Origin of the sequence: Streptomyces sp. NPDC004266 (genome assembly GCF_042874095.1) — a bacterium.
Taxonomy (GTDB): domain Bacteria; phylum Actinomycetota; class Actinomycetes; order Streptomycetales; family Streptomycetaceae; genus Streptomyces.
The window spans coordinates 901,478-924,879 of sequence record NZ_JBIAMM010000001.1; the positions used below are offsets into that span (position 1 = coordinate 901,478).

General features: G+C 72.1%; 25 protein-coding genes. 18 read left to right on the forward strand and 7 right to left on the reverse strand.

Annotation, left to right across the window (positions count from 1 at the left end):
• The first annotated feature begins 102 nt into the window (after positions 1 to 102).
• Both ACFYUZ_RS04010 and ACFYUZ_RS04015 read left to right on the forward strand, forming a co-directional pair.
• A complete protein-coding gene (locus ACFYUZ_RS04010; RefSeq protein WP_389306037.1) occupies positions 103 to 423 on the forward strand; it encodes a hypothetical protein in 321 nt (106 codons plus the stop codon).
• 70 nt (positions 424 to 493) lie between these two features.
• Entirely contained in the window at positions 494 to 1,594 is a 1,101-nt protein-coding gene (locus tag ACFYUZ_RS04015) for an amidohydrolase (RefSeq protein WP_389306038.1), read from the forward strand.
• 56 nt (positions 1,595 to 1,650) lie between these two features.
• Here ACFYUZ_RS04015 and ACFYUZ_RS04020 read toward each other — a convergent pair whose 3' ends face one another.
• The 3 genes from ACFYUZ_RS04020 to ACFYUZ_RS04030 all read right to left on the reverse strand — a co-directional run bounded on the left by ACFYUZ_RS04020 (position 1,651) and on the right by ACFYUZ_RS04030 (position 4,398).
• On the reverse strand, positions 1,651 to 2,622 hold the full coding sequence (locus ACFYUZ_RS04020) for a heme A synthase (protein ID WP_389306279.1): 972 nt from the start codon (positions 2,620 to 2,622) through the stop codon (positions 1,651 to 1,653).
• Between the two features lie 64 nt (positions 2,623 to 2,686).
• On the reverse strand, positions 2,687 to 3,451 hold the full coding sequence (locus ACFYUZ_RS04025) for an ABC transporter permease (protein WP_389306039.1): 765 nt from the start codon (positions 3,449 to 3,451) through the stop codon (positions 2,687 to 2,689).
• Positions 3,448 to 4,398: an ABC transporter ATP-binding protein gene (locus ACFYUZ_RS04030; RefSeq protein ID WP_389306041.1), complete on the reverse strand. Its 951-nt coding sequence runs from the start codon at positions 4,396 to 4,398 to the stop codon at positions 3,448 to 3,450. Before ACFYUZ_RS04030 ends, ACFYUZ_RS04025 begins: the two co-directional genes overlap by 4 nt.
• Positions 4,399 to 4,513: 115 nt before the next feature.
• Between ACFYUZ_RS04030 and ACFYUZ_RS04035 the strand changes: the two genes are divergently transcribed.
• The 9 genes from ACFYUZ_RS04035 (at position 4,514) to ACFYUZ_RS04075 (ending at position 12,070) form a co-directional block, all read left to right on the forward strand.
• Positions 4,514 to 5,323 (forward strand): DUF72 domain-containing protein, encoded by an 810-nt coding sequence (locus ACFYUZ_RS04035; protein WP_389306042.1) that lies wholly within the window; start codon positions 4,514 to 4,516, stop codon positions 5,321 to 5,323.
• 103 nt (positions 5,324 to 5,426) lie between these two features.
• Positions 5,427 to 6,152 (forward strand): helix-turn-helix transcriptional regulator, encoded by a 726-nt coding sequence (locus ACFYUZ_RS04040; RefSeq protein ID WP_389306044.1) that lies wholly within the window; start codon positions 5,427 to 5,429, stop codon positions 6,150 to 6,152.
• Positions 6,149 to 7,564, forward strand: coding sequence for a Fe-S cluster assembly protein SufB (sufB, locus tag ACFYUZ_RS04045; protein ID WP_389306045.1), 1,416 nt, complete (start codon positions 6,149 to 6,151; stop codon positions 7,562 to 7,564). The genes ACFYUZ_RS04040 and sufB overlap by 4 nt, the downstream gene beginning before the upstream one ends.
• A gap of 162 nt (positions 7,565 to 7,726) precedes the next feature.
• Positions 7,727 to 8,908 (forward strand): Fe-S cluster assembly protein SufD, encoded by a 1,182-nt coding sequence (gene sufD, locus ACFYUZ_RS04050; RefSeq protein WP_389306046.1) that lies wholly within the window; start codon positions 7,727 to 7,729, stop codon positions 8,906 to 8,908.
• Positions 8,908 to 9,225 (forward strand): bifunctional 3-phenylpropionate/cinnamic acid dioxygenase ferredoxin subunit, encoded by a 318-nt coding sequence (locus tag ACFYUZ_RS04055; protein ID WP_030692512.1) that lies wholly within the window; start codon positions 8,908 to 8,910, stop codon positions 9,223 to 9,225. Before sufD ends, ACFYUZ_RS04055 begins: the two co-directional genes overlap by 1 nt.
• A 7-nt stretch (positions 9,226 to 9,232) precedes the next feature.
• Positions 9,233 to 9,997, forward strand: coding sequence for a Fe-S cluster assembly ATPase SufC (gene sufC, locus ACFYUZ_RS04060; RefSeq protein WP_030692513.1), 765 nt, complete (start codon positions 9,233 to 9,235; stop codon positions 9,995 to 9,997).
• Entirely contained in the window at positions 9,994 to 11,262 is a 1,269-nt protein-coding gene (locus tag ACFYUZ_RS04065) for a cysteine desulfurase (protein WP_093876689.1), read from the forward strand. Before sufC ends, ACFYUZ_RS04065 begins: the two co-directional genes overlap by 4 nt.
• An 11-nt stretch (positions 11,263 to 11,273) precedes the next feature.
• A complete protein-coding gene (sufU, locus tag ACFYUZ_RS04070; RefSeq protein WP_116161626.1) occupies positions 11,274 to 11,735 on the forward strand; it encodes a Fe-S cluster assembly sulfur transfer protein SufU in 462 nt (153 codons plus the stop codon).
• A complete protein-coding gene (locus tag ACFYUZ_RS04075; RefSeq protein ID WP_030205917.1) occupies positions 11,732 to 12,070 on the forward strand; it encodes a metal-sulfur cluster assembly factor in 339 nt (112 codons plus the stop codon). The genes sufU and ACFYUZ_RS04075 overlap by 4 nt, the downstream gene beginning before the upstream one ends.
• Before the next feature lie 72 nt (positions 12,071 to 12,142).
• Here the strand turns inward: ACFYUZ_RS04075 and ACFYUZ_RS04080 are convergent, their stop codons facing one another.
• On the reverse strand, positions 12,143 to 13,192 hold the full coding sequence (locus tag ACFYUZ_RS04080) for an oxidoreductase (RefSeq protein ID WP_389306048.1): 1,050 nt from the start codon (positions 13,190 to 13,192) through the stop codon (positions 12,143 to 12,145).
• A gap of 63 nt (positions 13,193 to 13,255) precedes the next feature.
• Between ACFYUZ_RS04080 and ACFYUZ_RS04085 the strand changes: the two genes are divergently transcribed.
• The 3 genes from ACFYUZ_RS04085 to dapD are packed head-to-tail and all read left to right on the forward strand — an operon-like array spanning position 13,256 to position 15,200.
• Positions 13,256 to 13,579, forward strand: a complete 324-nt coding sequence (locus tag ACFYUZ_RS04085; RefSeq protein WP_389306049.1) for a DMT family transporter — start codon at positions 13,256 to 13,258, stop codon at positions 13,577 to 13,579.
• The gene (locus ACFYUZ_RS04090) at positions 13,576 to 14,172 is read left to right on the forward strand and encodes a TetR/AcrR family transcriptional regulator (RefSeq protein WP_389306050.1); all 597 of its coding nucleotides are present in this window, start codon (positions 13,576 to 13,578) and stop codon (positions 14,170 to 14,172) included. Before ACFYUZ_RS04085 ends, ACFYUZ_RS04090 begins: the two co-directional genes overlap by 4 nt.
• Before the next feature lie 44 nt (positions 14,173 to 14,216).
• The gene (gene dapD / locus ACFYUZ_RS04095; RefSeq protein WP_389306052.1) at positions 14,217 to 15,200 is read left to right on the forward strand and encodes a 2,3,4,5-tetrahydropyridine-2,6-dicarboxylate N-succinyltransferase; all 984 of its coding nucleotides are present in this window, start codon (positions 14,217 to 14,219) and stop codon (positions 15,198 to 15,200) included.
• A 15-nt stretch (positions 15,201 to 15,215) separates the two neighbouring features.
• On the opposite strand, the gene dapA is transcribed toward dapD, so the two are convergent.
• Positions 15,216 to 16,103: a 4-hydroxy-tetrahydrodipicolinate synthase gene (dapA, locus tag ACFYUZ_RS04100; RefSeq protein ID WP_389306054.1), complete on the reverse strand. Its 888-nt coding sequence runs from the start codon at positions 16,101 to 16,103 to the stop codon at positions 15,216 to 15,218.
• A 133-nt stretch (positions 16,104 to 16,236) separates the two neighbouring features.
• Between dapA and ACFYUZ_RS04105 the strand changes: the two genes are divergently transcribed.
• Positions 16,237 to 16,992: an SDR family NAD(P)-dependent oxidoreductase gene (locus ACFYUZ_RS04105; RefSeq protein WP_389306056.1), complete on the forward strand. Its 756-nt coding sequence runs from the start codon at positions 16,237 to 16,239 to the stop codon at positions 16,990 to 16,992.
• Here the strand turns inward: ACFYUZ_RS04105 and ACFYUZ_RS04110 are convergent.
• Positions 16,989 to 17,432, reverse strand: a complete 444-nt coding sequence (locus tag ACFYUZ_RS04110) for a GNAT family N-acetyltransferase (protein ID WP_389306058.1) — start codon at positions 17,430 to 17,432, stop codon at positions 16,989 to 16,991. The genes ACFYUZ_RS04105 and ACFYUZ_RS04110 overlap by 4 nt on opposite strands.
• A 93-nt stretch (positions 17,433 to 17,525) precedes the next feature.
• Between ACFYUZ_RS04110 and ACFYUZ_RS04115 the strand changes: the two genes are divergently transcribed.
• Positions 17,526 to 18,239 carry an antibiotic biosynthesis monooxygenase gene (locus ACFYUZ_RS04115; RefSeq protein ID WP_389306060.1) on the forward strand — a complete coding sequence of 238 codons (714 nt, stop codon included), beginning with the start codon at positions 17,526 to 17,528 and terminating at the stop codon, positions 18,237 to 18,239.
• A 12-nt stretch (positions 18,240 to 18,251) separates the two neighbouring features.
• Here the strand turns inward: ACFYUZ_RS04115 and ACFYUZ_RS04120 are convergent, their stop codons facing one another.
• Positions 18,252 to 20,114, reverse strand: coding sequence for an endonuclease/exonuclease/phosphatase family protein (locus tag ACFYUZ_RS04120; RefSeq protein WP_389306061.1), 1,863 nt, complete (start codon positions 20,112 to 20,114; stop codon positions 18,252 to 18,254).
• A 209-nt stretch (positions 20,115 to 20,323) separates the two neighbouring features.
• Here ACFYUZ_RS04120 and ACFYUZ_RS04125 point away from each other — a divergent pair, with 209 nt between their 5' ends.
• Entirely contained in the window at positions 20,324 to 21,778 is a 1,455-nt protein-coding gene (locus ACFYUZ_RS04125) for a hypothetical protein (protein WP_389306063.1), read from the forward strand.
• 152 nt (positions 21,779 to 21,930) lie between these two features.
• A complete protein-coding gene (locus ACFYUZ_RS04130; protein ID WP_389306065.1) occupies positions 21,931 to 23,355 on the forward strand; it encodes an alkaline phosphatase PhoX in 1,425 nt (474 codons plus the stop codon).
• The last annotated feature ends 47 nt before the right edge of the window (positions 23,356 to 23,402 follow it).

The window sequence follows — 23,402 nt, forward strand, 5'->3', positions numbered from 1 at the left end:
ACGCGCTCATCTGAGGACGCACGGCGGACGGCCGGGTCACGTGGGACAGCCCACACGGCCCGGCCGTCGCCAGTCGATCTACCCCTCGGTAGCATCCGTGTCATGGCAGAAACGAAGCAGGAAGAGCGCAGGGCGGCCAGGCTCGCCAAGGAGATCCAGGCCTTCTCCAAGGCGCACGGCGGCTGCGAGGGGCACCTCGCGCACATCGGCCAGGCGGGCACCCGGATCGTCCTGGTCGGCGCCGACGGCGGCTGGGGCGACCTCGTCGCGCGCACGTACGAGACCGCGCGGCAGGCCGCCGAGAAGGCCGGTCTGACCCTCCACGAGGAGTTCGACGGCGAGTTCGCCGCCAAGGTCGCCACGGGCCCGTACGAGTGGACCCGGATGGCCGGCATCCAGATCGGCGGACCCTCCAACGGCTGAGGCGACAACCTCGCGCGGGGCTCACCCGTTAGGACGTGTGGAGACACGTCCACACAGGGAGCCCCCCGAGATGATCGACACGCCGCACCTGGTGGACCAGTACTGCCACGGGGTGCTCCGCACGGAGCTCGGCCTCGGAACCTTCGAGGCCCACCTCGGCGCCCACCTGGGCGGAGCAGCCGTGCTGCCCGCCGCGGGCACCACCTTCTTCGACACCCAGACCGGCTTCGCCGTGCGCCGCTGGTGCCCGCCGCTCCTCGGCCTGGAACCGCACTGCCCGCCCGCCCGCTACCTCGCCCGCCGCCGGGAACTCGGCGCCGCAGAGGCCGGCCGCCGGCTCCTCCGCGCCTCCGGGATCTCCGCCTACCTGGTCGACACCGGCCTCCCCGGCGACCTCACGCCGCCCGCCGAGCTCGGTGCCACGGGCGCCGCCGAGGCCCACGAGATCGTCCGCCTCGAACCCCTCGCCCAGCGGGTCGCCGACGCCTCGGGCACCGTCGAGGCCTTCCTCGCCGACCTCGCCGAGGCCGTCCACGAGGCCGCCGCCGGCGCCGTGGCCCTCTCCTCGGCCGCGGGGGCGTGCCGAGGGCTCGCGAGCGTGCCCGAGCCCCCCGGCCCGGGCGAGGTGCGCGGGGCCGCGGGGCGCTGGCTGGCCGCCCGCCCGGCCGGCGGCCCGCTCACCGACCCCGTCCTGCTGCGCCACCTGCTCTGGATCGCGGTCACCGCGGGGCGCCCCCTCCAGCTGCACACGGGGGACCGGGACCCGGCCGCCCTGGCCGGCTTCGCCGCCGCCACCGCGGGGCTCGGTGCCGACCTCGTCCTGCTGCACGCCTATCCGCACCACCGGGCGGCGGCCCACCTGACCGGACTTCACCCGCACGTGTACGCCGACCTCGGTCCCGTACTCGCCCACACGGGGGCCCGGGCGGCGGCCGTCCTCGCCGAGGTCCTGGAGCGGGCTCCGTTCGGCAAGCTGCTGTTCTCCAGCGGCGCCCGGGGGCTGCCCGAGCTCCACGTGGTCGCGGCGAGCGCGTTCCGCTCGGCGCTCACCCGGGTGCTCGGGGAGTGGGTCGTGGACGGCGCCTGGTCCCTCGCGGACGCGCAGCGGGTGGCCGCGATGATCGCGGCGGACAACGCGAAACGGGTCTACCGGATCGGGGGGAACCGGTAGACCCGTCGGGATCTCGGATCCTGGACACGAATCCTGGATCCTGGATCCAAGGGCCGTCAGGCCGTGGCCGCCAGCTCCGGGTCCGCCTGGGCCGGGATGCCGGGGTTGACGAGCGGACGCTCGCGCAGGCTCAGGGCGAGCCGCAGGACGGCGATCCACATCAGCGAGGAGCCGAGCATGTGGGCGGCGACCAGGAGCTCCGGGACGCCCGTGAAGTACTGGACGTAACCGATCGCGCCCTGAGCGAGCAGCACGATCAACAGGTCGCGGGCGCGGGCCCTGGTGTCGTCGGGGGCGTCCACCACGCGCAGGACCAGCCACATGGCGAGGGCGAGGGCGCAGACGACCCAGGCGGCGATCGCGTGGACGTGGGCGGCGTTCGTCCAGTCCCACGGCATGCGCGGGACGTCGCTGCTGTCACCGGCGTGCTTGCCGGCGCCGGTCACCGTCGTGCCGAGCACGATCAGCAGCGCGGAGACGAGCGTGATCGCCCAGGACAGCTTCCGGACCGGGCGCGGCACGCGCGGCCTGGGGGCGGTGTCGCCCTCGCCGGTGCGGTGCCAGGTGATGACGGCGACCGTGAGCAGGGAGTTCGCGGCGAGGAAGTGGCCGGCCACCGTCCACGGGTTGAGGCCCATCCACACCGTGATGCCGCCGATGACGGCGTTGCTCATCACGATCCAGAACTGGGCCCAGCCGAGCCGGGTGAGCCCGCGCCGCCACGGCTTGGTGGACCGGGCGGCGATGATCGCCCAGCCGACCGCCGCCGACAGTACGTACGTCAGCATCCGGTTGCCGAACTCGATCGCGCCCCGGTAGCCCTGCTCGGGCGTGACGATGAGGCTGTCGTCCGTGCACTTCGGCCAGGTGTCGCAGCCGAGACCGGAACCGGTCAGCCGGACCGCGCCGCCGGTGACGATGATGAGCACGCTCATCACGACGGCGGCGAGCGCGGCGCGCCGGAGCGTCCGGGGGGACGGGGTCCAGCGCTGGGCGATGGAGGCGAGGGGGGTCTGCACGGGCCCTATCGTAGGACGGCGCTTGTGCGCGCTTTCACGAGGGGGGCGTATATGGCGGAACGGAACCTTACGGTTACTCCCAGCGGAAGAACCGCGCCGCCGCCCCGAGGCCCAGGACCGCCCAGACGGCCAGGATCAGCGCGTCGCCCCACGGCATCGACGCCCCGTTCTGGAGGACGTCGCGCAGCCCGTCCGAGAGCGCGGAGATCGGGAGCAGCGCGAGCACGTCGCCCGCCGCGCCGAACTTCTCCAGCGGGACGACGACCCCGCCGCCCACCAGGAGCAGCAGGAAGACCAGGTTCGCGGCGGCGAGGGTGGCCTCGGCCTTCAGGGTGCCGGCCATCAGCAGGCCCAGCCCGGAGAAGGCGGCCGTGCCGAGGACCAGGAGCACCAGCACGGACAGGGGGTTGCCGTGCGGGGACCAGCCGAGCGCCAGGGCGATCGCGGTCAGGAGCGCGACCTGGAGGACCTCGGTGGCCAGGACGGAGAGCGTCTTGGCGGTCATGAGCGCCCAGCGGGGGAGCGGTGAGGCGCCGAGCCGCTTGAGCACCCCGTACCGCCGCTCGAAGCCGGTCGCGATGGCCTGGCCGGTGAAGGCGGTGGACAGCACGGCGAGCGCGAGGACGCCGGGGGCGAGGAAGTCGACGGCCTCGCCGGCGCCGGTGTCGACGATGTCGACGGTGGAGAACAGCACCAGGAGGAGGGAGGGGATGATCACCGTGAGGAGGAGCTGCTCGCCGTTGCGCAGCAGCATCCTGGTCTCCAGGGCGGTCTGCGCGGCGATCATCCGCCCGACGGGGGCGGCCCCCGGCTTCGGGGTGTACGTGCCAGTGCTCACGACCGCAGCTCCTTGCCGGTCAGTTCGAGGAAGACGTCTTCGAGGGTGTGGCGCTCGACCGAGATGCGGTCGGGCATGACGCCGTGCTGGGCGCACCAGGTGGTGACGGTGGCGAGCAGCTGGGGATCGACGGCGCCGGTGATCCGGTACGTGCCGGGCAGCGTCTCCGCGGCGGCCGTGCCGTCGGGGAGCGCCTTGAGCAGGGAGCCGAGGTCGAGGCCGGGACGGCCGGTGAAGCGCAGGGTGTTCTCGGCGCCGCCGCGGCACAGCTCCTCGGGGCTGCCCTGGGCGGCGACCCGGCCGGCGTCGACGATGGCGACGTCGTCGGCGAGCTCCTCGGCCTCCTGCATGAAGTGGGTGGTGAGGACCACGGTCACGCCGTCGGCGCGCAGCTCGCGGACCAGCTCCCAGGTGGCGCGGCGGGCCTGCGGGTCGAGTCCGGCGGTGGGTTCGTCGAGGAAGACGAGCTCGGGGCGGCCGACGACGGCCATGGCGAGCGCGAGGCGCTGCTGCTGGCCGCCGGAGAGCCGCCGGTAGGTCGTGCGGCCGCAGGAGCCGAGGCCGAGGCGCTCGATCAGGGCGTCGACGTCCAGCGGGTGGGCGTGGAGCTTCGCCATGTGGCGGAGCATCTCGTCGGCGCGGGCGCCGGAGTAGACGCCGCCGGACTGGAGCATCACGCCGATCCTGGGACGCAGGGCGTCGGCGTCGGCGACCGGGTCGAGCCCGAGGACGCGTACGGTGCCGCCGTCGGGCCTGCGGTATCCCTCGCAGGTCTCGACGGTGGTGGTCTTGCCGGCCCCGTTGGGGCCGAGGACGGCGGTGACGGTGCCCGTGCGCACGTCGAGGTCGAGGCCGTCGACGGCGGTCTTGGCGCCGTACCGCTTGACCAGGCCGCGGACGCGGACGGCGGTGTCGGCGGATTCACTCGGTGCGGGCTTCCCGTGCATGCCGGGAAGTCTAAGGACCCGCCGGTACGGGACGCCCCGCGCCCCCGGCGCGGGGCGCCCGGGGCGGAACCGGGCGGTGCGGGATGAGCGGGCGCGGACGGGGCAGGGGCTCCGTATGACCGTCTTCGTGGGCACTTCGGGGTGGCAGTACAAGGACTGGCGGGGCACGTTCTATCCCGAGGGGGTGCCGCAGCGGCTCTGGCTGGAGGAGTACGCGCGCCGGTTCGCCACCGTGGAGAACAACAGCGCCTTCTACGGGCTGCCCGAGCGCGACACCTTCGCCACCTGGCGGAAGCGGACGCCCGAGGGCTTCGTCATGGCGGTCAAGGCGAACCGCCGGCTGACGCACGTCGAGCGGCTGCGGGAGCCGGAGGAGCTGGTGGCGCAGCTGATGGAGCGGGCGGAGGGGCTCGGGGACCGGCTCGGCCCGGTCCTGCTCCAGTTCCCGCCGTCGCTGCGGGCCGACCCCGGGCTGCTCGACGCGGTCCTCGCCTGCTTCCCGGCGGGCGTGCGGGTCGCCGTCGAGCCCCGGCACGCCTCGTGGTGGACGGACCGGACCGAGGCGGTGCTGGTGGAGCGGGGCGCCGCGCTCTGCTGGGCGGACCGGCGGTCGAGGCCGGTGACACCGCTGTGGCGGACGGCGGACTGGTGCTATCTGCGGCTGCACGAGGGCCGGGCCCGGCCCTGGCCCGCCTACGGCCGCCGGGCGCTGGAGGGGTGGGCCGGGCGGATCGCCGAAGGCTGGCCGGAGGGGGCCGACGCGTACGTCTACTTCAACAACGACCCGGGCGTCGAGGCGGTCCGTGACGCGGCCTCCTTCCGCCGTCTGATGAGCGAGGCGGGCCGGACGGTGGCCGTGCCGGCCGAGCCGGCGGAGGGCTGGGAAACCGCTGGTCGGGGCGACCGCGATTCATCCCACGAATGATCGTTTCCGCAGGTCAGGTAAGCCTTACCTGAGTGACGTACCGCACCGCCACCGGTCCGGACGCCGCTTGTCACCCCGCGATTAATTACGCAACAATGGCGTTGTGAAAAACGTTGGCGCGGCTCCGGTGGAGGAACTCGCGACCCGAGAGCGTTCCACGCGCAACCGGGTCGCGCGGTCGATCCTGGACCACGGGCCCTCGACCGTCGCCGATCTGGCCGCACGGCTCCGCCTCACCCAGGCAGCCGTCCGCCGCCACCTCGACTCGCTGGTCTCCGAGAACGTCGTCGAGGCCCGCGAGAAGCGCGTCTACGGGACCCGGACCCGTGGCCGCCCCGCGAAGGTCTTCGCGCTCACCGACTGCGGCCGGGACGCCTTCGACCAGTCGTACGACTCCCTCGCCGTCGAGGCGCTCCGCTGGATCGAGCGCAACGCCGGCGGAGAGGCGGCCGTCGCCGCCTTCGCCCGCGACCGGATCGAGGCCCAGGCCGGGGCGTACCGCGAGGCCGTCGAGGCGGCCGAGCCCGCGCAGCGGACCGAGGCACTGGCCAAGGCCCTCACGGCGGACGGGTACGCTGCCACTGCGCGGAACGCGCCGGTCGGCGAGCAGCTCTGCCAGCACCACTGCCCGGTCGCCCACGTCGCCGAGCAGTACCCCCAGCTGTGTGAGGCGGAGACGGAATTCTTCTCCCGCCTCCTGGGAACGCACGTCCAGCGTCTGGCCACCATCGCGCATGGTGACGGCGTCTGCACCACGTTCATCCCGCACGGCACCCCACAGACCACCGAATCAGCATCCGCAAGCACGGCCGGGAGGAACCCCGCATGACCACCGAGATCAGCCACCCCGAGCTCGAGGGCCTGGGTCGGTACGAGTACGGCTGGGCCGACTCCGACGCGGCCGGTGCCGCCGCCAAGCGCGGTCTCAACGAGGACGTCGTCCGCGACATCTCCGCGAAGAAGAACGAGCCCGAGTGGATGCTCAAGCTGCGTCTCAAGGGTCTGCGGCTCTTCGACAAGAAGCCCATGCCGACCTGGGGCTCCGACCTCTCCGGCATCGACTTCGACAACATCAAGTACTTCGTCCGGTCCACCGAGAAGCAGGCCGAGTCCTGGGAGGACCTGCCGGAGGACATCAAGAACACGTACGACAAGCTCGGCATCCCGGAGGCGGAGAAGCAGCGCCTCGTCGCCGGTGTCGCCGCCCAGTACGAGTCCGAGGTCGTCTACCACCAGATCCGTGAGGACCTGGAGGAGCAGGGCGTCGTCTTCGTCGACACCGACACCGCGCTGAAGGAGCACGAGGAGCTCTTCAAGGAGTACTTCGGCACCGTCATCCCGGTCGGCGACAACAAGTTCGCCTCCCTGAACACGGCCGTCTGGTCCGGCGGCTCGTTCATCTACGTGCCGAAGGGCGTGCACGTCGAGATCCCGCTCCAGGCCTACTTCCGCATCAACACGGAGAACATGGGCCAGTTCGAGCGGACGCTGATCATCGTCGACGAGGACGCCTACGTCCACTACGTCGAGGGCTGCACCGCCCCGATCTACTCCTCGGACTCCCTGCACTCCGCGGTCGTCGAGATCATCGTGAAGAAGGGCGGCCGCTGCCGCTACACGACCATCCAGAACTGGTCGAACAACGTCTACAACCTGGTGACCAAGCGCGCCGTCGCCTACGAGGGCGCCACCATGGAGTGGGTCGACGGCAACATCGGCTCCAAGGTCACCATGAAGTACCCGGCCGTCTACCTGATGGGCGAGCACGCCAAGGGCGAGACCCTCTCCATCGCCTTCGCGGGCGAGGGCCAGCACCAGGACGCCGGCGCCAAGATGGTCCACATGGCCCCGAACACCTCCTCCAACATCGTCTCCAAGTCGGTGGCGCGAGGCGGCGGCCGCACCTCCTACCGCGGTCTCATCGAGATCGGCGAGGGTGCCCCGGGCGCCAAGTCCAACGTCCTCTGCGACGCGCTGCTCGTCGACACGATCTCCCGCTCCGACACGTACCCCTACGTGGACGTGCGCGAGGACGACGTCTCCATGGGCCACGAGGCCACCGTCTCCAAGGTCTCCGAGGACCAGCTCTTCTACCTGATGAGCCGCGGTCTCACCGAGTTCGAGGCCATGGCGATGATCGTCCGCGGCTTCGTCGAGCCCATCGCCAAGGAGCTCCCCATGGAGTACGCCCTGGAGCTCAACCGGCTGATCGAGCTGCAGATGGAAGGCGCGGTGGGCTAGAGCGCCCCGCAGACCAGGCAAACGACCCGGGCTCAGTCGCTGAGCCCCGCGAGCCCGCCGCACGGCGGCAGGGTTTCGGCCGGCGCCGCAAGGCGTCGGCCGGACCGGCCCCACCCGGGGCGGGCGCGTACGACGAGGCAGGAAGAGAGCAACACGACAGCCATGGCTGAGGCCCAGAACATCCCGGCGGGATCCACCACCGCCGGCTCGATCGCGGTGGCCGCCGAGTCCACCGTCGCCACGCGCATGAGCGCGCCCCCGTCCTTCGACGTCGCGGACTTCCCCGTCCCGCACGGCCGCGAGGAGGAGTGGCGGTTCACCCCGCTGGCGCGCCTGCGCGGCCTCCACGACGGCACCGCCGTCGTCTCCGGCGAGGGCGTCAAGGTCGAGGTCGAGGCCCCCGAGGGCGTCACCGTGGAGACCGTCGGCCGCGACGACGAGCGCCTCGGCAAGGCCGGCACGCCCGTCGACCGCGTCGCCGCCCAGGCGTACTCCTCCTTCGAGAAGGCCTCGGTCGTCACCGTCGCCAAGGAGGCGGTGCTCACCGAGCCGATCCGCATCTCCGTGCACGGCCAGGGCGGCGTCGCCTTCGGCCACCAGGTGATCGAGCTCGGCGCCTTCGCCGAGGCCGTCGTGGTCCTCGACCACACCGGTGACGCCGTGCTCGCCGCCAACGTGGACTACGTCCTCGGCGACGGCGCCAAGCTGACCGTCGTCTCCGTCCAGGACTGGGACGAGAAGGCCGTCCACGTCGCCCAGCACAACGCGCTGGTCGGCCGCGACGCCTCCTTCAAGTCGGTCGTCGTCACCTTCGGCGGCGACGTCGTCCGCATCCACCCGCGCGTGCGGTACGCGGCCCCCGGCGGCGAGGCCGAGCTCTTCGGCCTCTACTTCACCGACGCCGGGCAGCACCAGGAGCACCGCCTCCTGGTCGACCACAACACCCCGCACTGCAAGTCCAACGTGGCCTACAAGGGCGCGCTGCAGGGCCAGGACGCGCACGCCGTCTGGATCGGCGACGTGCTCATCCAGGCCGCCGCCGAGGGCACCGACACGTACGAGCTCAACCGGAACCTGGTCCTCACGGACGGCGCCCGGGTCGACTCCGTGCCGAACCTGGAGATCGAGACCGGCGAGATCGCCGGCGCCGGTCACGCCTCGGCCACCGGCCGCTTCGACGACGAGCAGCTCTTCTACCTGATGGCCCGCGGCATCCCGGAGGCCGAGGCCCGCCGCCTCGTCGTCCGCGGCTTCTTCGCGGAGCTCGTCCAGCAGATCGGTCTGCCGGACGTCCAGGAGCGACTCCTCGCCAAGATCGAGGCCGAGCTGGAGGCCTCCGTCTGATGGCCTTCGTCCGAGTCTGCGCGCTGAGCGAGCTGGAGGCCGACACCCCGAAGCGGGTCGAGGTCGACGGCACGCCGGTGTCGGTCGTGCACACCGAGGGCGAGGTGTACGCGATCAACGACATCTGCTCGCACGCGAACGTCTCCCTCTCGGAGGGCGAGGTCGAGGACTGCGCGATCGAGTGCTGGCTGCACGGCTCCAGCTTCGACCTGCGCACGGGCAAGCCCTCCGGCCTTCCCGCGACGCGCCCCGTCCCCGTATACCCCGTAAAGATCGAAGGGGACGATGTGCTCGTCTCCGTCACCCAGGAGTCCTGAGTCACCCATGGCTACGCTTGAAATCCACGACCTGCACGTCTCCGTCGAGGCGGAGAACGGCCCCCGCGAGATCCTCAAGGGCGTCGACCTGACCATCAAGCAGGGCGAGACCCACGCCGTCATGGGCCCCAACGGCTCCGGCAAGTCGACCCTGGCGTACTCCCTCGCGGGTCACCCGAAGTACACGGTCACCGGCGGCACCGTCACCCTCGACGGCGAGGACGTCCTGGAGATGTCGGTCGACGAGCGCGCCCGCGCCGGCGTCTTCCTCGCCATGCAGTACCCGGTCGAGGTCCCCGGCGTCTCGGTCTCCAACTTCCTGCGCACCTCCGCCACGGCCGTCCGCGGCGAGGCGCCCAAGCTGCGCACCTGGGTGAAGGAGGTCAAGTCCGCCATGGAGCAGCTCCAGATGGACCCGGCCTTCGCCGAGCGCAACGTCAACGAGGGCTTCTCCGGCGGTGAGAAGAAGCGCCACGAGATCCTCCAGCTGGAGCTCCTCAAGCCGAAGATCGCGATCCTCGACGAGACCGACTCGGGCCTCGACGTCGACGCCCTGCGCATCGTCTCCGAGGGCGTCAACCGCGTCCGCGAGACCGGTGAGGTCGGCACCCTGCTGATCACCCACTACACGCGCATCCTGCGCTACATCAAGCCCGACTTCGTGCACGTCTTCGCGAACGGCCGCATCGCCGAGTCCGGTGGCGCCGAGCTCGCCGACGTGCTGGAGAACGAGGGCTACGACAAGTACGTGAAGGGTGGCGCATCCGCGTGACTTCCGCCCATCAGGGGCTGACCGGCCTCCTCGACACCGAGGCGATCCGCAAGGACTTCCCGCTCCTGGATCGCGTGGTCCACGACGGCAAGAAGATCGTGTACCTCGACTCCGCGGCGACCTCGCAGAAGCCGCGGCAGGTCCTCGACGCGCTCAACCAGTACTACGAGCGTCACAACGCCAACGTCCACCGCGGCGTCTACACGGTCGCCGAGGAGGCGACGGCGCTGTACGAAGGCGCCCGTGACAAGGTCGCGGCCTTCATCAACGCGCCGAGCCGCGACGAGGTGATCTTCACCAAGAACGCCTCCGAGTCGCTCAACCTCGTGGCCAACATGCTGGGCTGGGCCGACGAGCCCTACCGCGTGGACCACGAGACCGAGATCGCCATCACGGAGATGGAGCACCACTCCAACATCGTGCCGTGGCAGCTGCTCTCGCAGCGCACGGGCGCGAAGCTGAAGTGGTTCGGCCTCACCGACGACGGCCGTCTCGACCTCTCGAACATCGAGGAGGTCATCACCGAGAAGACCAAGATCGTCTCGTTCACGCTGGTCTCGAACCTGCTCGGCACGGTCAACCCGGTGGAGACGATCATCCGCCGCGCCCAGGAGGTCGGTGCGCTCGTCTGCATCGACGCCTCCCAGGCGGCCCCGCACATGGTGCTGGACGTGCAGGCGCTCCAGGCCGACTTCGTGGCCTTCACCGGCCACAAGATGTGCGGCCCGACCGGCATCGGCGTGCTGTGGGGACGGCAGGAGCTCCTGGAGGACCTCCCGCCCTTCCTCGGCGGCGGCGAGATGATCGAGACCGTCTCGATGCACTCCTCGACGTACGCGCCGGCCCCGCACAAGTTCGAGGCGGGCACGCCCCCGATCGCCCAGGCCGTCGGCCTCGGCGCGGCGGTGGACTACCTGTCGGCGATCGGCATGGAGAACATCGCGCGCCACGAGCACGCGATCACCGAGTACGCCGTCCGGCGCCTCCAGGAGGTGCCCGACCTGCGGATCATCGGCCCCACCACGGCCGAGGACCGCGGCGCGGCGATCTCCTTCACGCTGGGCGACATCCACCCGCACGACGTGGGCCAGGTCCTCGACGAGCAGGGCATCGCGGTCCGGGTCGGCCACCACTGCGCGCGGCCGGTCTGCCTGCGGTACGGAATTCCTGCGACCACGCGAGCGTCGTTCTATCTGTACTCCACTCCGGCCGAGGTCGACGCCCTGGTCGAAGGGCTGGAGCACGTCCGTAACTTCTTCGGCTAGGGGAACGGCTCGTGAAGCTGGATTCGATGTACCAGGACGTCATCCTGGACCACTACAAGCACCCGCACGGGCGCGGTCTTCGGGACGGCGACGCCGAGGTGCACCACGTCAACCCGACGTGCGGCGACGAGATCACGCTCCGCGTGAAGTACGACGGCTCGCGCATCGAGGACGTGTCGTACGAGGGCCAGGGCTGCTCCATCAGCCAGGCCTCGGCCTCCGTCCTCAACGAGCTGCTCGTCGGCAAGGAGCTGGCCGAGGCGCAGAAGATCCAGGGCACCTTCCTGGAGCTGATGCAGTCCAAGGGTCAGATCGAGCCGGACGAGGCGATGGAGGAGGTCCTGGAGGACGCGGTCGCGTTCGCCGGGGTCTCCAAGTACCCGGCCCGTGTGAAGTGCGCGCTGCTCAGCTGGATGGCGTGGAAGGACGCGACCGCCCAGGCGCTGGGTGACGCGGAGAGGAAGTCGGCATGACCGAGAACGCCGAGGCCACGATGAAGCCGGCCTCCGAGGAAGAGGTCCGTGAGGCCCTGTACGACGTCGTCGACCCCGAGCTGGGCATCGACGTCGTCAACCTGGGCCTGATCTACGGCATCCACATCGACGACTCGAACGTCGCGACGCTGGACATGACCCTGACGTCGGCGGCCTGTCCGCTGACCGATGTGATCGAGGACCAGGCGAAGTCCGCGACGGACGGCATCGTCAGCGAGCTGAAGATCAACTGGGTCTGGATGCCCCCGTGGGGTCCGGACAAGATCACGGACGACGGCCGCGAGCAGCTGCGCGCGCTCGGCTTCAACGTCTGATCCGTACGCGTACGGGAGAACGGCCGTGCCCTTCGGGGCGCGGCCGTTCTCGCGTTCTCCCGAACGGACCCCTCAGTACAGACCCGCCGCGCGGGCCAGCTCCGGGGCCAGGTTCTCCTTGCGGATGCGCTGGTCCACGTAGAGCAGGGCGGTGACCAGGGGCGGGAAGACGGAGACGATCCCCTGGCTGATCAGCTGCCCCACCGCGAGGAAGACGAACAGGCCCGCGAAGGAGGCGATCAGGGCGGTGGGGTCGTTGCGGGAGAAGTCCATGGCCGCCAGCGGGGCCGAGACCAGCAGGGAGAGGACCTGCTGGATCAGCCAGCCCGCCACGGCCGCCATCGCGCCGACGGCGAGCAGGCAGCCGAACACGCGCCACCAGGAGCCCCGGACCAGGGACGAGGAGCGGCGCATCGAGGCGAAGGCGCCCTGGCGCTCCATCACGGCCGCCGCCGGGGCCAGGCTGAACTTCGCCCAGATCCAGAAGGCGACGGGGAGGACGGCCAGCGCGCCGAAGAACCCCAGGAACGGCGCGATCAGCGGGCCGGTCTGCATCGCGATCAGCGCCACGGTCATGGCGACGAAGCTCGCCAGGAAGAGCACGGCCGGGAGCATGAGCGCCACCGAGGTCAGCAGCACGGTGCCGAAGACGGCGGGCGTCCGGGACCAGGCCCGGCGCCAGACCGCGCCGAAGGTGGTGGGCCGGCCGAGGACGGCCTCCTGGACCACGACCGGGCAGGCGGCCGCCACCACGGTGTTGGCGCAGAGGAGCGTGATCATGGCGGTGAGCCAGACGCAGAGGAAGGCGACGAGCAGCGGCTGGATCTCCTCCCACCGGGGCTCCCGGCCCTCCGGCAGGTCGAACGCGGCGGAGAAGACGTCGCCGACGGCCGCGTACGCGATGCCGACCGCCGCGCCGACGATCAGGATCGCGGCGCCGTAGACGGCTCCCGCCACCCCGAGCAGCTGCTTCCAGTGGCGGCCGAAGGTGGCGAAGGCGCCGCTCAGGATCGCGCCGAAGCCGAGCGGCGCCAGGGGTATCACGCCGGGCTTCGGCGGCGGGGGCGGCGGCGGGTAGCCGTAGCCGTAGGGCGGGCCCGGAGGGCCTGCGGGATAGGTCATGCGGGACACCGTATCGGTGACCGTTGTGTACGCCCGTACGCAAGGGTATGTACGCTCCTGCGCATGGGCTACGGACTGCTCGCGGGCGCCATCGCGGCGGAGGTACTCGCCACCACCTCGATGAAGTACAGCGAGGGCTTCACCAGGCTCTGGCCCTCCGTCGTCACCGGCGCCGGCTACCTCATCGCCTTCGTGCTCCTCGCCCGGGCGCTCAAGACGCTCGAGGTCGGCACCGCCTACGCCGTCTGGTCCGGGGTGGGCACCGCCGCCGTCGCCCTCATCGGCCACCTCTTCCTCGGGGAGAGCCTGGGCGCCGCCAAGATCGCCGGCGTCGTCCTCATCGTCGCCGGGGTCGCCGTCCTCAACCTCGGCGGCGCGCACGCGTGACACGGGCCCGGAGACACGACCCCGGACGGCGCGAGCGGATCGTCGACGCCGCCCTCGCCGTCGTCGGCCGCGCCGGGATCGCCGGCCTCAGCCACCGCACGGTCGCCGTCGAGGCCGACGTGCCGCTCGGCTCCACCACGTACCACTTCGCCTCCCTCGACGAACTCCTCGTCGCGGCGCTCCGCCGGGTCAACGGCACCTTCGGGGCACGGCTGCGGCAGGGCCCCGAGATCGCCGCGCCCGACCTCGCCGCCGGCCTCGCCGCGCTCATGGGGGAGTGGCTGGGCGCCGAACCCACCGGCGTGGAGCTGGAGTACGAGCTCTACCTCGCCGCCCTGCGCCGCCCCGCCCTGCGCCCCGTCGCCGCCGAATGGGCCGACGAGGTCGTCGCCGCCCTCGCCCCGCGCACCGGCCCCGTCACCGCCCGCGCCCTGGTCGCCCTCATGGACGGCATCAGCCTCCAGGTGCTGCTCACCGGCGCCCCGTACGACGAGGGATACGCCCGGGAGATGCTGGCCCGGATCCTGAACGAAGACCCGAAACGGCGGGCCGGGACCTCGTCGGAACCCCCGAGGGACCCGACCGACACCTGAGACCGGTTGGCCCGGGCGGGGGCCCGCCGGTTAGGTTTTCCGTCATGACCACTGCTCCTCGCACCACCGGCGCCGTCGCCGCCGGCCTCGCCACCATCGCCGGCGACGGCACCGTCCTCGACACCTGGTTCCCCGCCCCCGCGCTGACCGAGGCCGCCGGCCCGGCCGGCACCGAGCGCCTCACCCCCGAGCAGGCCGTCGACGCCCTCGGCGAGGGCGCCGCCAAGGCCCTCGGTGTGGACGCCCGCCGGGGCGTCGAGGTGGTCGCCGTCCGCACCGTCATCGCCTCGCTCGACGAGAAGCCGCTCGACGCCCACGACGCCTACCTGCGCCTCCACCTGCTCAGCCACCGGCTGGTCAAGCCGCACGGCCAGAGCCTGGACGGCGTCTTCGGCCTGCTCGCCAACGTCGCCTGGACCTCGCTCGGCCCGGTCGCCGTCGACGACATCGAGAAGGTCCGGCTCAACGCCCGCGCCGAGGGCCTGCACCTTTCGGTCACCTCGATCGACAAGTTCCCCCGCATGACCGACTACGTCGTGCCCGCCGGCGTCCGCATCGCCGACGCCGACCGCGTCCGCCTCGGCGCCCACCTCGCCGCCGGCACCACGGTCATGCACGAGGGCTTCGTCAACTTCAACGCCGGCACCCTCGGCACCTCGATGGTCGAGGGCCGCATCTCCGCCGGCGTCGTCGTCGGCAACGGCTCCGACATCGGCGGCGGCGCCTCCACCATGGGGACCCTCTCCGGCGGCGGCAACGTCGTCATCTCGATCGGCGAGCGCTGCCTGATCGGCGCCGAGGCGGGCGTCGGCATCGCGCTGGGCGACGAGGTCGTCGTCGAGGCCGGCCTGTACGTCACCGCCGGCACCCGGGTCTCCCTGCCCGACGGCCAGATCGTGAAGGCCCGCGAGCTCTCCGGCGCCTCGAACATCCTCTTCCGCCGCAACTCGGTCACCGGTGCCGTCGAGGCCCGCCCGAACAACGCGGTCTGGGGCGGACTGAACGACATCCTGCACAGCCACAACTGATCCGGTGACTCCGCGTCAGAGGAACGCGGAGTCCGTCCGGAGCAGCGCCTCGTGCGCCGCCCGCAGCCCGTCGGCCGTCTCCCGGTCGGCGGGCTGCAGCGGTTCGCGCACCGGGCCGCCGAGCAGCGCCTTCACGGTCACCGTGCCCGGCAGGCCCGAGGCCATCATCAGTTCGGCCAGCGGCAGGGTCAGGGCGTTGAGCCGGGCCGCGCCCGCGGTGTCGCCCGCGTCGAAGGCGTCCAGGACCGCGCGCAGCCGGCGCGGTGCCACGTTCGCCACCGTACTGACGTAACCGGCGCCGCCCACCGCGTACAGCGGCAGGTTCAGCTCCTCGCAGCCCGAGTAGTACGCGAGCCCCGTCTCCGCGATCAGCCGGGCCGAGCCGAGCAGGTCGTACGAGCAGTCCTTCACCGCCACGATCCGCGGGTGCCGGGCGAGGCGCCGCATCGTCGCGGGCTCGATCCGGGTGCCGGTGCGGCCGGGGATGTCGTAGACCATCACCGGGAGTCCGGTCGCGTCCGCGACCCTCAGGAAGTGCGCCTCGACGGCCGCCTGCGGGGGGCGGCTGTAGTACGGGGTGACGACGAGCAGCCCGTCAGCCCCCGCCTCCTCGGCCTGCCGGGCCAGCTCCACGGTGTGGCGGGTGTCGGCGGTGCCCACCCCCGACAGGACCGACGGGCCGGCGCCGACCGCCTCGCGGACGGCGCGGACGAGGGCGGCCTTCTCGGCGTCGGCGGTGGTCGGGGACTCGCCCGTCGTGCCGTTGAGGACCAGGCCGTCGCAGCCCTCCGCGACGAGCCGGACGGCGAGTTCCCCCGCCGCGTCGAGGTCGAGCGCGCCGGTGGGCGTGAACGGGGTGACCATCGCGCAGAGGGCGCGGCCGAAGGGGCGTCCAGTGTTCATCCGAGCAGTCTGTGGGCGAGCAACCGTGAAGGTCCACTTAGATCTGCTTGGTTCGAGAATTCAGTTTCTGTGAACGATGGCCGTCTGGCATGATCGGCCGGGCGCGACAGGGGGACATGGAGAACAGCACAGCATGAGCGCACACAGCACGGCCGCCGAACAGCGCGTCGCCCTCGTCACCGGCTCGTCCTCGGGCATCGGCGCGGCCGTCGCCCGCCGCCTCGCCGACGCCGGCTACCGGGTCGTCGTCAACTCCGGACGGTCGGTCGAAGCGGGCGAGGCCCTCGCCGCCGAACTGCCGGACGCCGTCTACGTGCGGGCCGACGTCGCGGACGAGGCCCAGGCCGCGGGGCTCGTCGAGGCCGCCGTGGAGGCGTACGGCCGCCTCGACCTCCTCGTCAACTGCGCGGGCACCACCCGGTTCATCCCGCACGACGACCTCGAAGCCGCCTCGCCCGAGGTCTGGCGCCACCTCTACGACGTCAACGTCATCGGCGTCTGGCAGACCGTCACCGCCGCCGTCCCGCACCTGCGGAAGACCCGCGGCAGCGTCGTCACCGTCTCCTCCCAGGCCGGCGTCCGGCCCGGCGGCAGCTCCATCCCGTACGCCGTCTCCAAGGCGGCCGTCAACCACATGACGAAGCTCCTCGCCAAGGCCCTCGGCCCCGACGTCCGCGTCAACGCGGTCGCGCCCGGCCTCGTCGACACCCCCTGGTTCGACGGCGTCGAGGGCGCCGACGCCGCCAAGGAGCACGTGGCCGGGGTCGTCCCGCTGCGCCGGATCGGCCGTCCCGAGGACATCGCCGGCGCCGTCTTCGACCTGGCCCACGCCTCGTACATCACCGGGGAGGTCCTCCTCGTCGACGGCGGCGGGCACCTGCTGGGCTAGAGGGCCCGCTTGAAGCCGTCGTGGCTGCGCGCGAAGCCCAGCGAGGCGTAGAAGCGGTGGGCGTCCGTCCGCTGCTTGTCGCTGGTCAGCTGGACGAGCGCGCAGCCGCGTCCCTTCGCCCGCGCCACGGTCCGCTCCATCAGCTCCCGGCCGAGCCCCCCGCCGCGCCGGTCGGCCCTGATCCGGACCGCCTCGATCAGGGCCCGTTCGGCGCCGCCCCTGCCGAGTCCCGGGATGTACGTGGCCTGGAGGCAGCCCAGGACGAGACCGCCGTCCACCAGGACCAGCATCTCGTTGCGGGGATCGCCCTCGATGTCCGCGAAGGCCCGCTCGTACGCGTCGGTGACGACGACCGAGGCGGGGTCCACGACCCTGTCCTCGTCGGCGAGGAGGGCGAGGACGGCGGGCAGTTCGGCACGGGTGGCGGGGCGAAGGATCATGGCGCGAAGTCTCCCATGCCGAAGTCCCTTGACCTCAACCATGGTTGAGGGAGGAGGGTCGAACCATCCGAACCGAGCAGGAGGAGACACCCCATGAACGCCGTCGCCCACCCCGATGCCCGCCCCGACCTCCACCGCCCCGGAGTCGGCGCCGTCCTCGTCAGCACCTGGAGCGTCGGCACCCCCGAGCGCCAGCGCGCCGCCGTCGAGGCCGTCCGGAAGGCCTGGGAGAGCCGCGCGTGGCCGGACCTCGGACTGCTCTCGTACAGCGTCCTGATCGGGACCGACGGGGACACGCTGCTGCACTACTCGCAGTGGACCGAGCAGCAGGCCTACGACGACTTCGTCCGCACCCACCGCGACGACCGGAACGCCGAGATCGACGCCGCCGTGCCGGACATCGAGCGGGTGGAGCTCCGCCGCTACGGCGCGATCCACCGCTCCACCGTTCGGGGCGCGACGAGCACGGGGGAGCTGCCCGGGGTCGTCGTGATCGTCGAGGCGGACTTCGACGGGGCCGGGGAGGGGGTCCGCGAGGACTGGGTGGACGGCGTGTTCGCCGCCCTGGACGAGGACGCGGCGACGCGCCCGGTGCCGGGCGGGATCAGCGGCCAGTTCCATCTGTCCGTCGACGGCGGCCGGGTCCTGAACTACGCCGAATGGGAGAGCGAGGAGGCCCACGAGGCCTGGGTGACGGACGAAGCGCCGCTGAGCGAGGCCTGGAGGCGGGTGCGGCACGACCCGCGGCTCGTCGGCGGACGGGTGCGGCGGTACACGCCCGCGCTCAGTCTGAGCGCGGGCGTGTGACGGGTCGGGCCGTCAGGGGCGGAAGCGCAGGACCTGCGGGTCGTGGTCGCTGTCCTGGTCGGCGAACTCGGCGTTGATGTGCACGCTGTCGTACTCGAAGTGGTGCACGCCCGGGCTGGTCAGGATCTGGTCGAGGACCTGGCTGTTGCCCTGGTAGACGTACGAGTAGCGCTCGTCGGCCGGCAGCGACTTCACGGCCGGGTAGAGCACGCCGCCGTCCGTCAGCGCCTGCGCCGTCCCGGAGAACTCGAAGTCGTTGATGTCGCCGACCACGAGCACGTCGGCCTGCTTGTCGAGGGCGACGATGTCCTTCACGAAGGCGTTGACGGCCTGCGCCTGGAGCAGCCGCTTCGCGTCGGAGGAACGGTTCGGCGGCTGGTGGTGCGAGACGATCGACTCGTCGCCGCCCTTCGAGCCGAAGTGGTTGGCGATCACGAAGACCGTGCGGCCCCGGAAGACGAACTCGCCCGCGAGCGGCTTGCGGCTGGCCTCCCAGGCGGCGTTCGACGGGTCGATGCGGCCGGGGGAGAGGGTCAGCGCGGCGCGGCCCTTGGTGCCCGTGACGGCGGTGGCGGTGGTCGCGTCGCCGCCCGCGCGGTCCGTGAAGGAGACCCGCTCGGGGTTGAAGAGGAAGACCTGGCGGATGTTGCCGCCGGGCTCGCCGCCGTCCTTGCCGTTCACCGGGTCGATCGAGCGCCACTCGTAGGCCGGGCCGCCGGCCGCCGCGATCGCCTCGGTGAACTTCTTCACCGTCACGTCGGCGGCGACCGTGCCGTCGTTCTTGGCGCCGTTGTTGTCCTGGATCTCCTCCAGGGCGACGATGTCGGGCGAGGCGAGGTTCTCGACGACCGCCTTCGCGAGCGCGTCGAACTTCTCCTGCGGGTCGCTCGGGTCCAGGTTCTCGACGTTGTACGTCGCCACGGCCAGCTCGTTCTTGTGCTGCTTGTCCGTGGTCTCGCGCTCCAGGCCGTTGTCGACGACCGTGCCGAGGGTGCGGGCGGTCAGCGTGTAGCCGCCGAACTGGTTGAAGTCGAGGGGGCCCTCGGTGGTGCCGGTGAGGCGGTCGCCCACGTTCGCCTTGGGGAAGGGCTGCTGGGCCAGCGGCGTCAGCGACTGGATCTGGAGCCGGCCGGTGTTCTGGGACTCGTACGAGCCGTAGACCGTGCCGCCGCGCAGGTTGGGGTTCTCCCAGGGCTTCACCGTCACCCAGAGCTCCGCGTACGGGTCGGTGGCGCCGACCACCCGCGAGGGGCCGATCCGGACGTTGGTGCCCTCCAGGGACTCGTAGTAGTCCAGGGCGTACGTCTCGGGGTCCAGGGTCAGGCCGTTGATCGAGCCGCCCGCGGCCGGGTCGCCCTCGGGGGCGTACGCGTCGGGGACCGACCAGCCCGAGATCGTCACCGGGACCGGGACCGGGTTGTCCTTCGAGACGACCTTGACGACGGGCTTCGAGATCTGGGTCAGCGACTGGTTGCCCGAGTTCAGGCCGCCCGGGACGTACTCGGTGACCGTGCCGCTCACGCTGACCGCGTCGCCGACGGCGACGGTCGGGACGGAGCTCGTGAAGACGAAGACGCCCTCGCTGGTGGCCGGGTCCGCGTCGGCCTCCGGGTCCTGGATCCAGAACCCGCGAGAGCCGTAGGTGCGGACGCCGGTGACGATGCCCGTGACGCCGGCGACCTGCTTGCCGACGAGGGGAGAGACGCGCGTCGTGCCCTGGATGTCGTGGATGCGGACACCGGCGGCGCTGTCCGCGGTGGTCTCCGCGGCGGTGATCTCCGCGGCGACGCTCGACGGGCCCGCGAGCAGACCGGCGGCGAGGGCGGAGGCGACGACGGCGGAGACCGCGGCGAATCTCGGTATGGACGAAGACATCAGAGGCTCCGAGGGTGCTTGGAGGATCGGCAGATGAATCTACGCGCGTCAATCTCTTGTGAGAGCCCCGCACTTGTCAAGAGTCGACGGGTGTACGAAGGCTGACGGATCCGTGAACCGGCGGACGGGGCCCCGGATGCGTCTACCCTGAGGACTCTCGTTGAGCCCCTTTCGCCTTCACCCACGCACGCGTCGAGGAGACCCCCCAGATGTCAGCGGACCACCCCACCCTTCCCCCCGTTCGGCTGCCTGCGGACGCGGAGCTGGCGCGGGACGCCCTGGCCGCCCCCCTCCTCGCCCAGGCGGTACGGCTCGCCCGCTGGGCCGGCCCCGGGACCCGGGTCGACGCGGGCGGCGAGCTAGTCGACGAGCAGCTCCCCGAGGCCGCCGAGGTGCTGGGCCTCGCCGGCGACGAGGACGGCGAGACCTGGGCCGGCGACGCCTGGCGGCTCGCCGTCGACACCGGTCTCGTCGCCGTCGAGGACGGCGAGGACGGCGAGGACGGCGACCTCCCCGGCCGTGCCGGCCCCGGCGAGAACCTCGCGCTGGTCACGGGCGGTTCGCCCCAGGACGTCCTCGGACTCTGGCTGGACGGCTTCGACGCCGTCTTCGCCGACGCCGTCGCGCCCGTCCTCGACGACCTGGACGCGATCCTCGGCGAGGACGGCGAGATCGACGTCGAGGCGCTCGACTGGGACCCCGAGGCCGAGGCCGAGTTCCTGGAGGGCGTCCTCGGCAACCTCTACCTGCTGACCGTCAGCGAGGGCGGAGCCGGCGAGGGCCCGGTGCCGCTGCCCGCGCTCGCCGCGTCGATGGTCGTCCCCGACGACATGGGCGAGCCCACCGACGACGTCCTGGAGCAGGTCTCGGACGCGATGATGCGGCTCGACGAGCAGTTCCGGCTGCTCGAACCGATCGGGCTCGTCGAGTACCAGCCCGTCGACGAGGCCCTCATGGTCGAGGAGGGCGAGGAGCCCGCGCCGCCCGTCGACGACGAGGACGTCACCCGCTACGGCATGGTCCGGCTCACCCCGCTCGGCCTCTACGGCGTCCGGGCCCGGATGCTGGAGGCCGGCGTGGACGCGCCCGCCGTCGGCGACCTGACGGAGAAGGGCGCCGACGCCCTCCTCGACGGGATCGCCGGCTACCCGGAGGCCGCGGCCCGCGAGGAGACCGCCGCGTGGCTGGCCCGCCGCGACGCGCTCGGCGCGGCCCGCGAACTGCTGCACGCCGCCCGGGGCGCCGACGCCGGCTCCCCGCTCCGCCGCCTCCACTGCCAGCAGACGCTCTCCCTCGTGGGCGCCGAGGCGGAGCCCGCCGTCCGGGAGGTCCTGGACGACGCCGAACTCGGCGGCCTCGCCCGGGTCTGGCTCGCCGAGCGCGGCGCGACGGACGTGCCCGCGCCGCCGGAGTCGATGATCTTCTGGCTCGCGATCGACACGATCGCGGCCCAGCTCTCCTCGGACGGCGACCTCCAGGAGCTCCAGGAGCTGATCGAGGGCCTGACCGGCCGTCACAGCGGCTTCTTCGAGGCGGCCTGGCGGGTGGAGCACCCCGCCACGGCGGAGGTCCTGGAGGCGATGGGCCGCCTGCACCGGGACAAGACGACGGCGAAGGACGCCCGCAAGGCCGCCTTCAAGGCCCGCTCCCGCTCGGGCTCCTGACCCGGGGCCACGGGGCACCCCCGGCCGGGGGTGCCCCGTGCGGCGGTCCGGAAGGGGTGCCGGGTGGTGTTCCCGTGGTGTTCAGACGGCGTTCGTGGAGGCGCGGGAGGGTGACCCGCGAGATCCGGCCATCACAGGGAGACTCCATCACCATGCCGCTCAACCGCAGAGAGTTCACCAAGCGGTCCGCCGTCGCCGGCGCGGGCCTCGCCCTCACCGGAGCCGTCGGCGCTCTCGCCACCGCCCCCGAGGCGCTCGCGTCCGACGAGCCGGAGGCGCACGGAGCCGGCCACGGCCACGGGCGGACGCTCGGGTACGGCCCGCTGGTCGCCGACCCCGACGGGATGCTCGCCCTGCCCGAGGGCTTCTCGTACCGCGTCGTCACCCACAGCGGCGTGACGCGCCTCGAGTCCGGCGAGTTCACGCCCTCCAACCACGACGGCACCGCAGCCTTCGCCGGCCCGCGCGGCACCACGTACCTCGTCAACAACCACGAGCTCAAGGGCCCCCGCGAGAAGTGGGAGCACCCGGTCCCGCTCGCCGAGGGTCTCGTCTACGACCCGGCCGCGGCCGGCGGCTGCACCGTCGTCGAGGTCCACCGCGACGGCACCGTCGCCGAGTGGGTCGGCGTCGCCGGCACCTCCACCAACTGCGCGGGCGGCCGCACCGCCTGGGGCACCTGGCTGACCGGCGAGGAGACCGAGGACCTGGCCGGCAAGAACGGCATGACCAAGGACCACGGCTACATCTTCGAGGTCGACCCGCACGACCGCCGGGCCAACCTCGCCCCGAAGCCGATCAAGGCCTTCGGCCGCTACGCCCACGAGGCCGTCGTCATCGACCCCAAGCACGGCCACGCCTACCTGACCGAGGACGCCTCCGGCCCCAACGGCCTGCTCTTCCGCTGGGTCCCGCCGCACGGCTTCGAGCACGGCCGCGGGAAGCTCCGCACCCTCGCCGACGACGCCGGTGTGCTCCAGGCCTTCAAGTGCATCGACTCCTCCGGCCGCTTCGTGGACGACCTGTCCCGCGCCACCCGGATCGGCACCGTCTACGGCGTCGACTGGGTCGACGTCCCCGACCGCGACGCCCGCACCACCCCCGTCCGCAAGCAGTTCGCGGCCGGTCAGGTCACCCGCGCCCGCAAGCTGGAGGGCATGTGGTGGGCCGACGGCGGTGCCTACGTCATCTCCTCCTACGCGCGCGAGGAGAGCCCCGGCGCCGCGCACGACGGCCAGGTCTGGTTCTACGACCCGAAGCGCCGCACCCTCACCCTCAAGGTGCTGCTCGGCGTGAACGCGGCCCCGGACGAGGACGGCGCCTTCGACGGCCCCGACAACATCACCGTCTCCCCGTACGGCGGGCTCGTCATCGCCGAGGACGGCGAGGGCGTCCAGCACCTCTTCGGCGCGACCGACTCGGGCCGCACCTACCCCATCGCCCGCAACGACCTCAACGACAGCGAGTTCACCGGCGTCGTCTTCTCGCCCGACGGCGAGACGCTGTTCGCCAACATCCAGACGCCGGGCATCATGGTCGCGATCACCGGCCCCTGGCGCCGTCAGCCCCGCCGCTGAGGCCGGAACTGATCTCTGGTCAGCTCCATGGACTGACATCTAACATG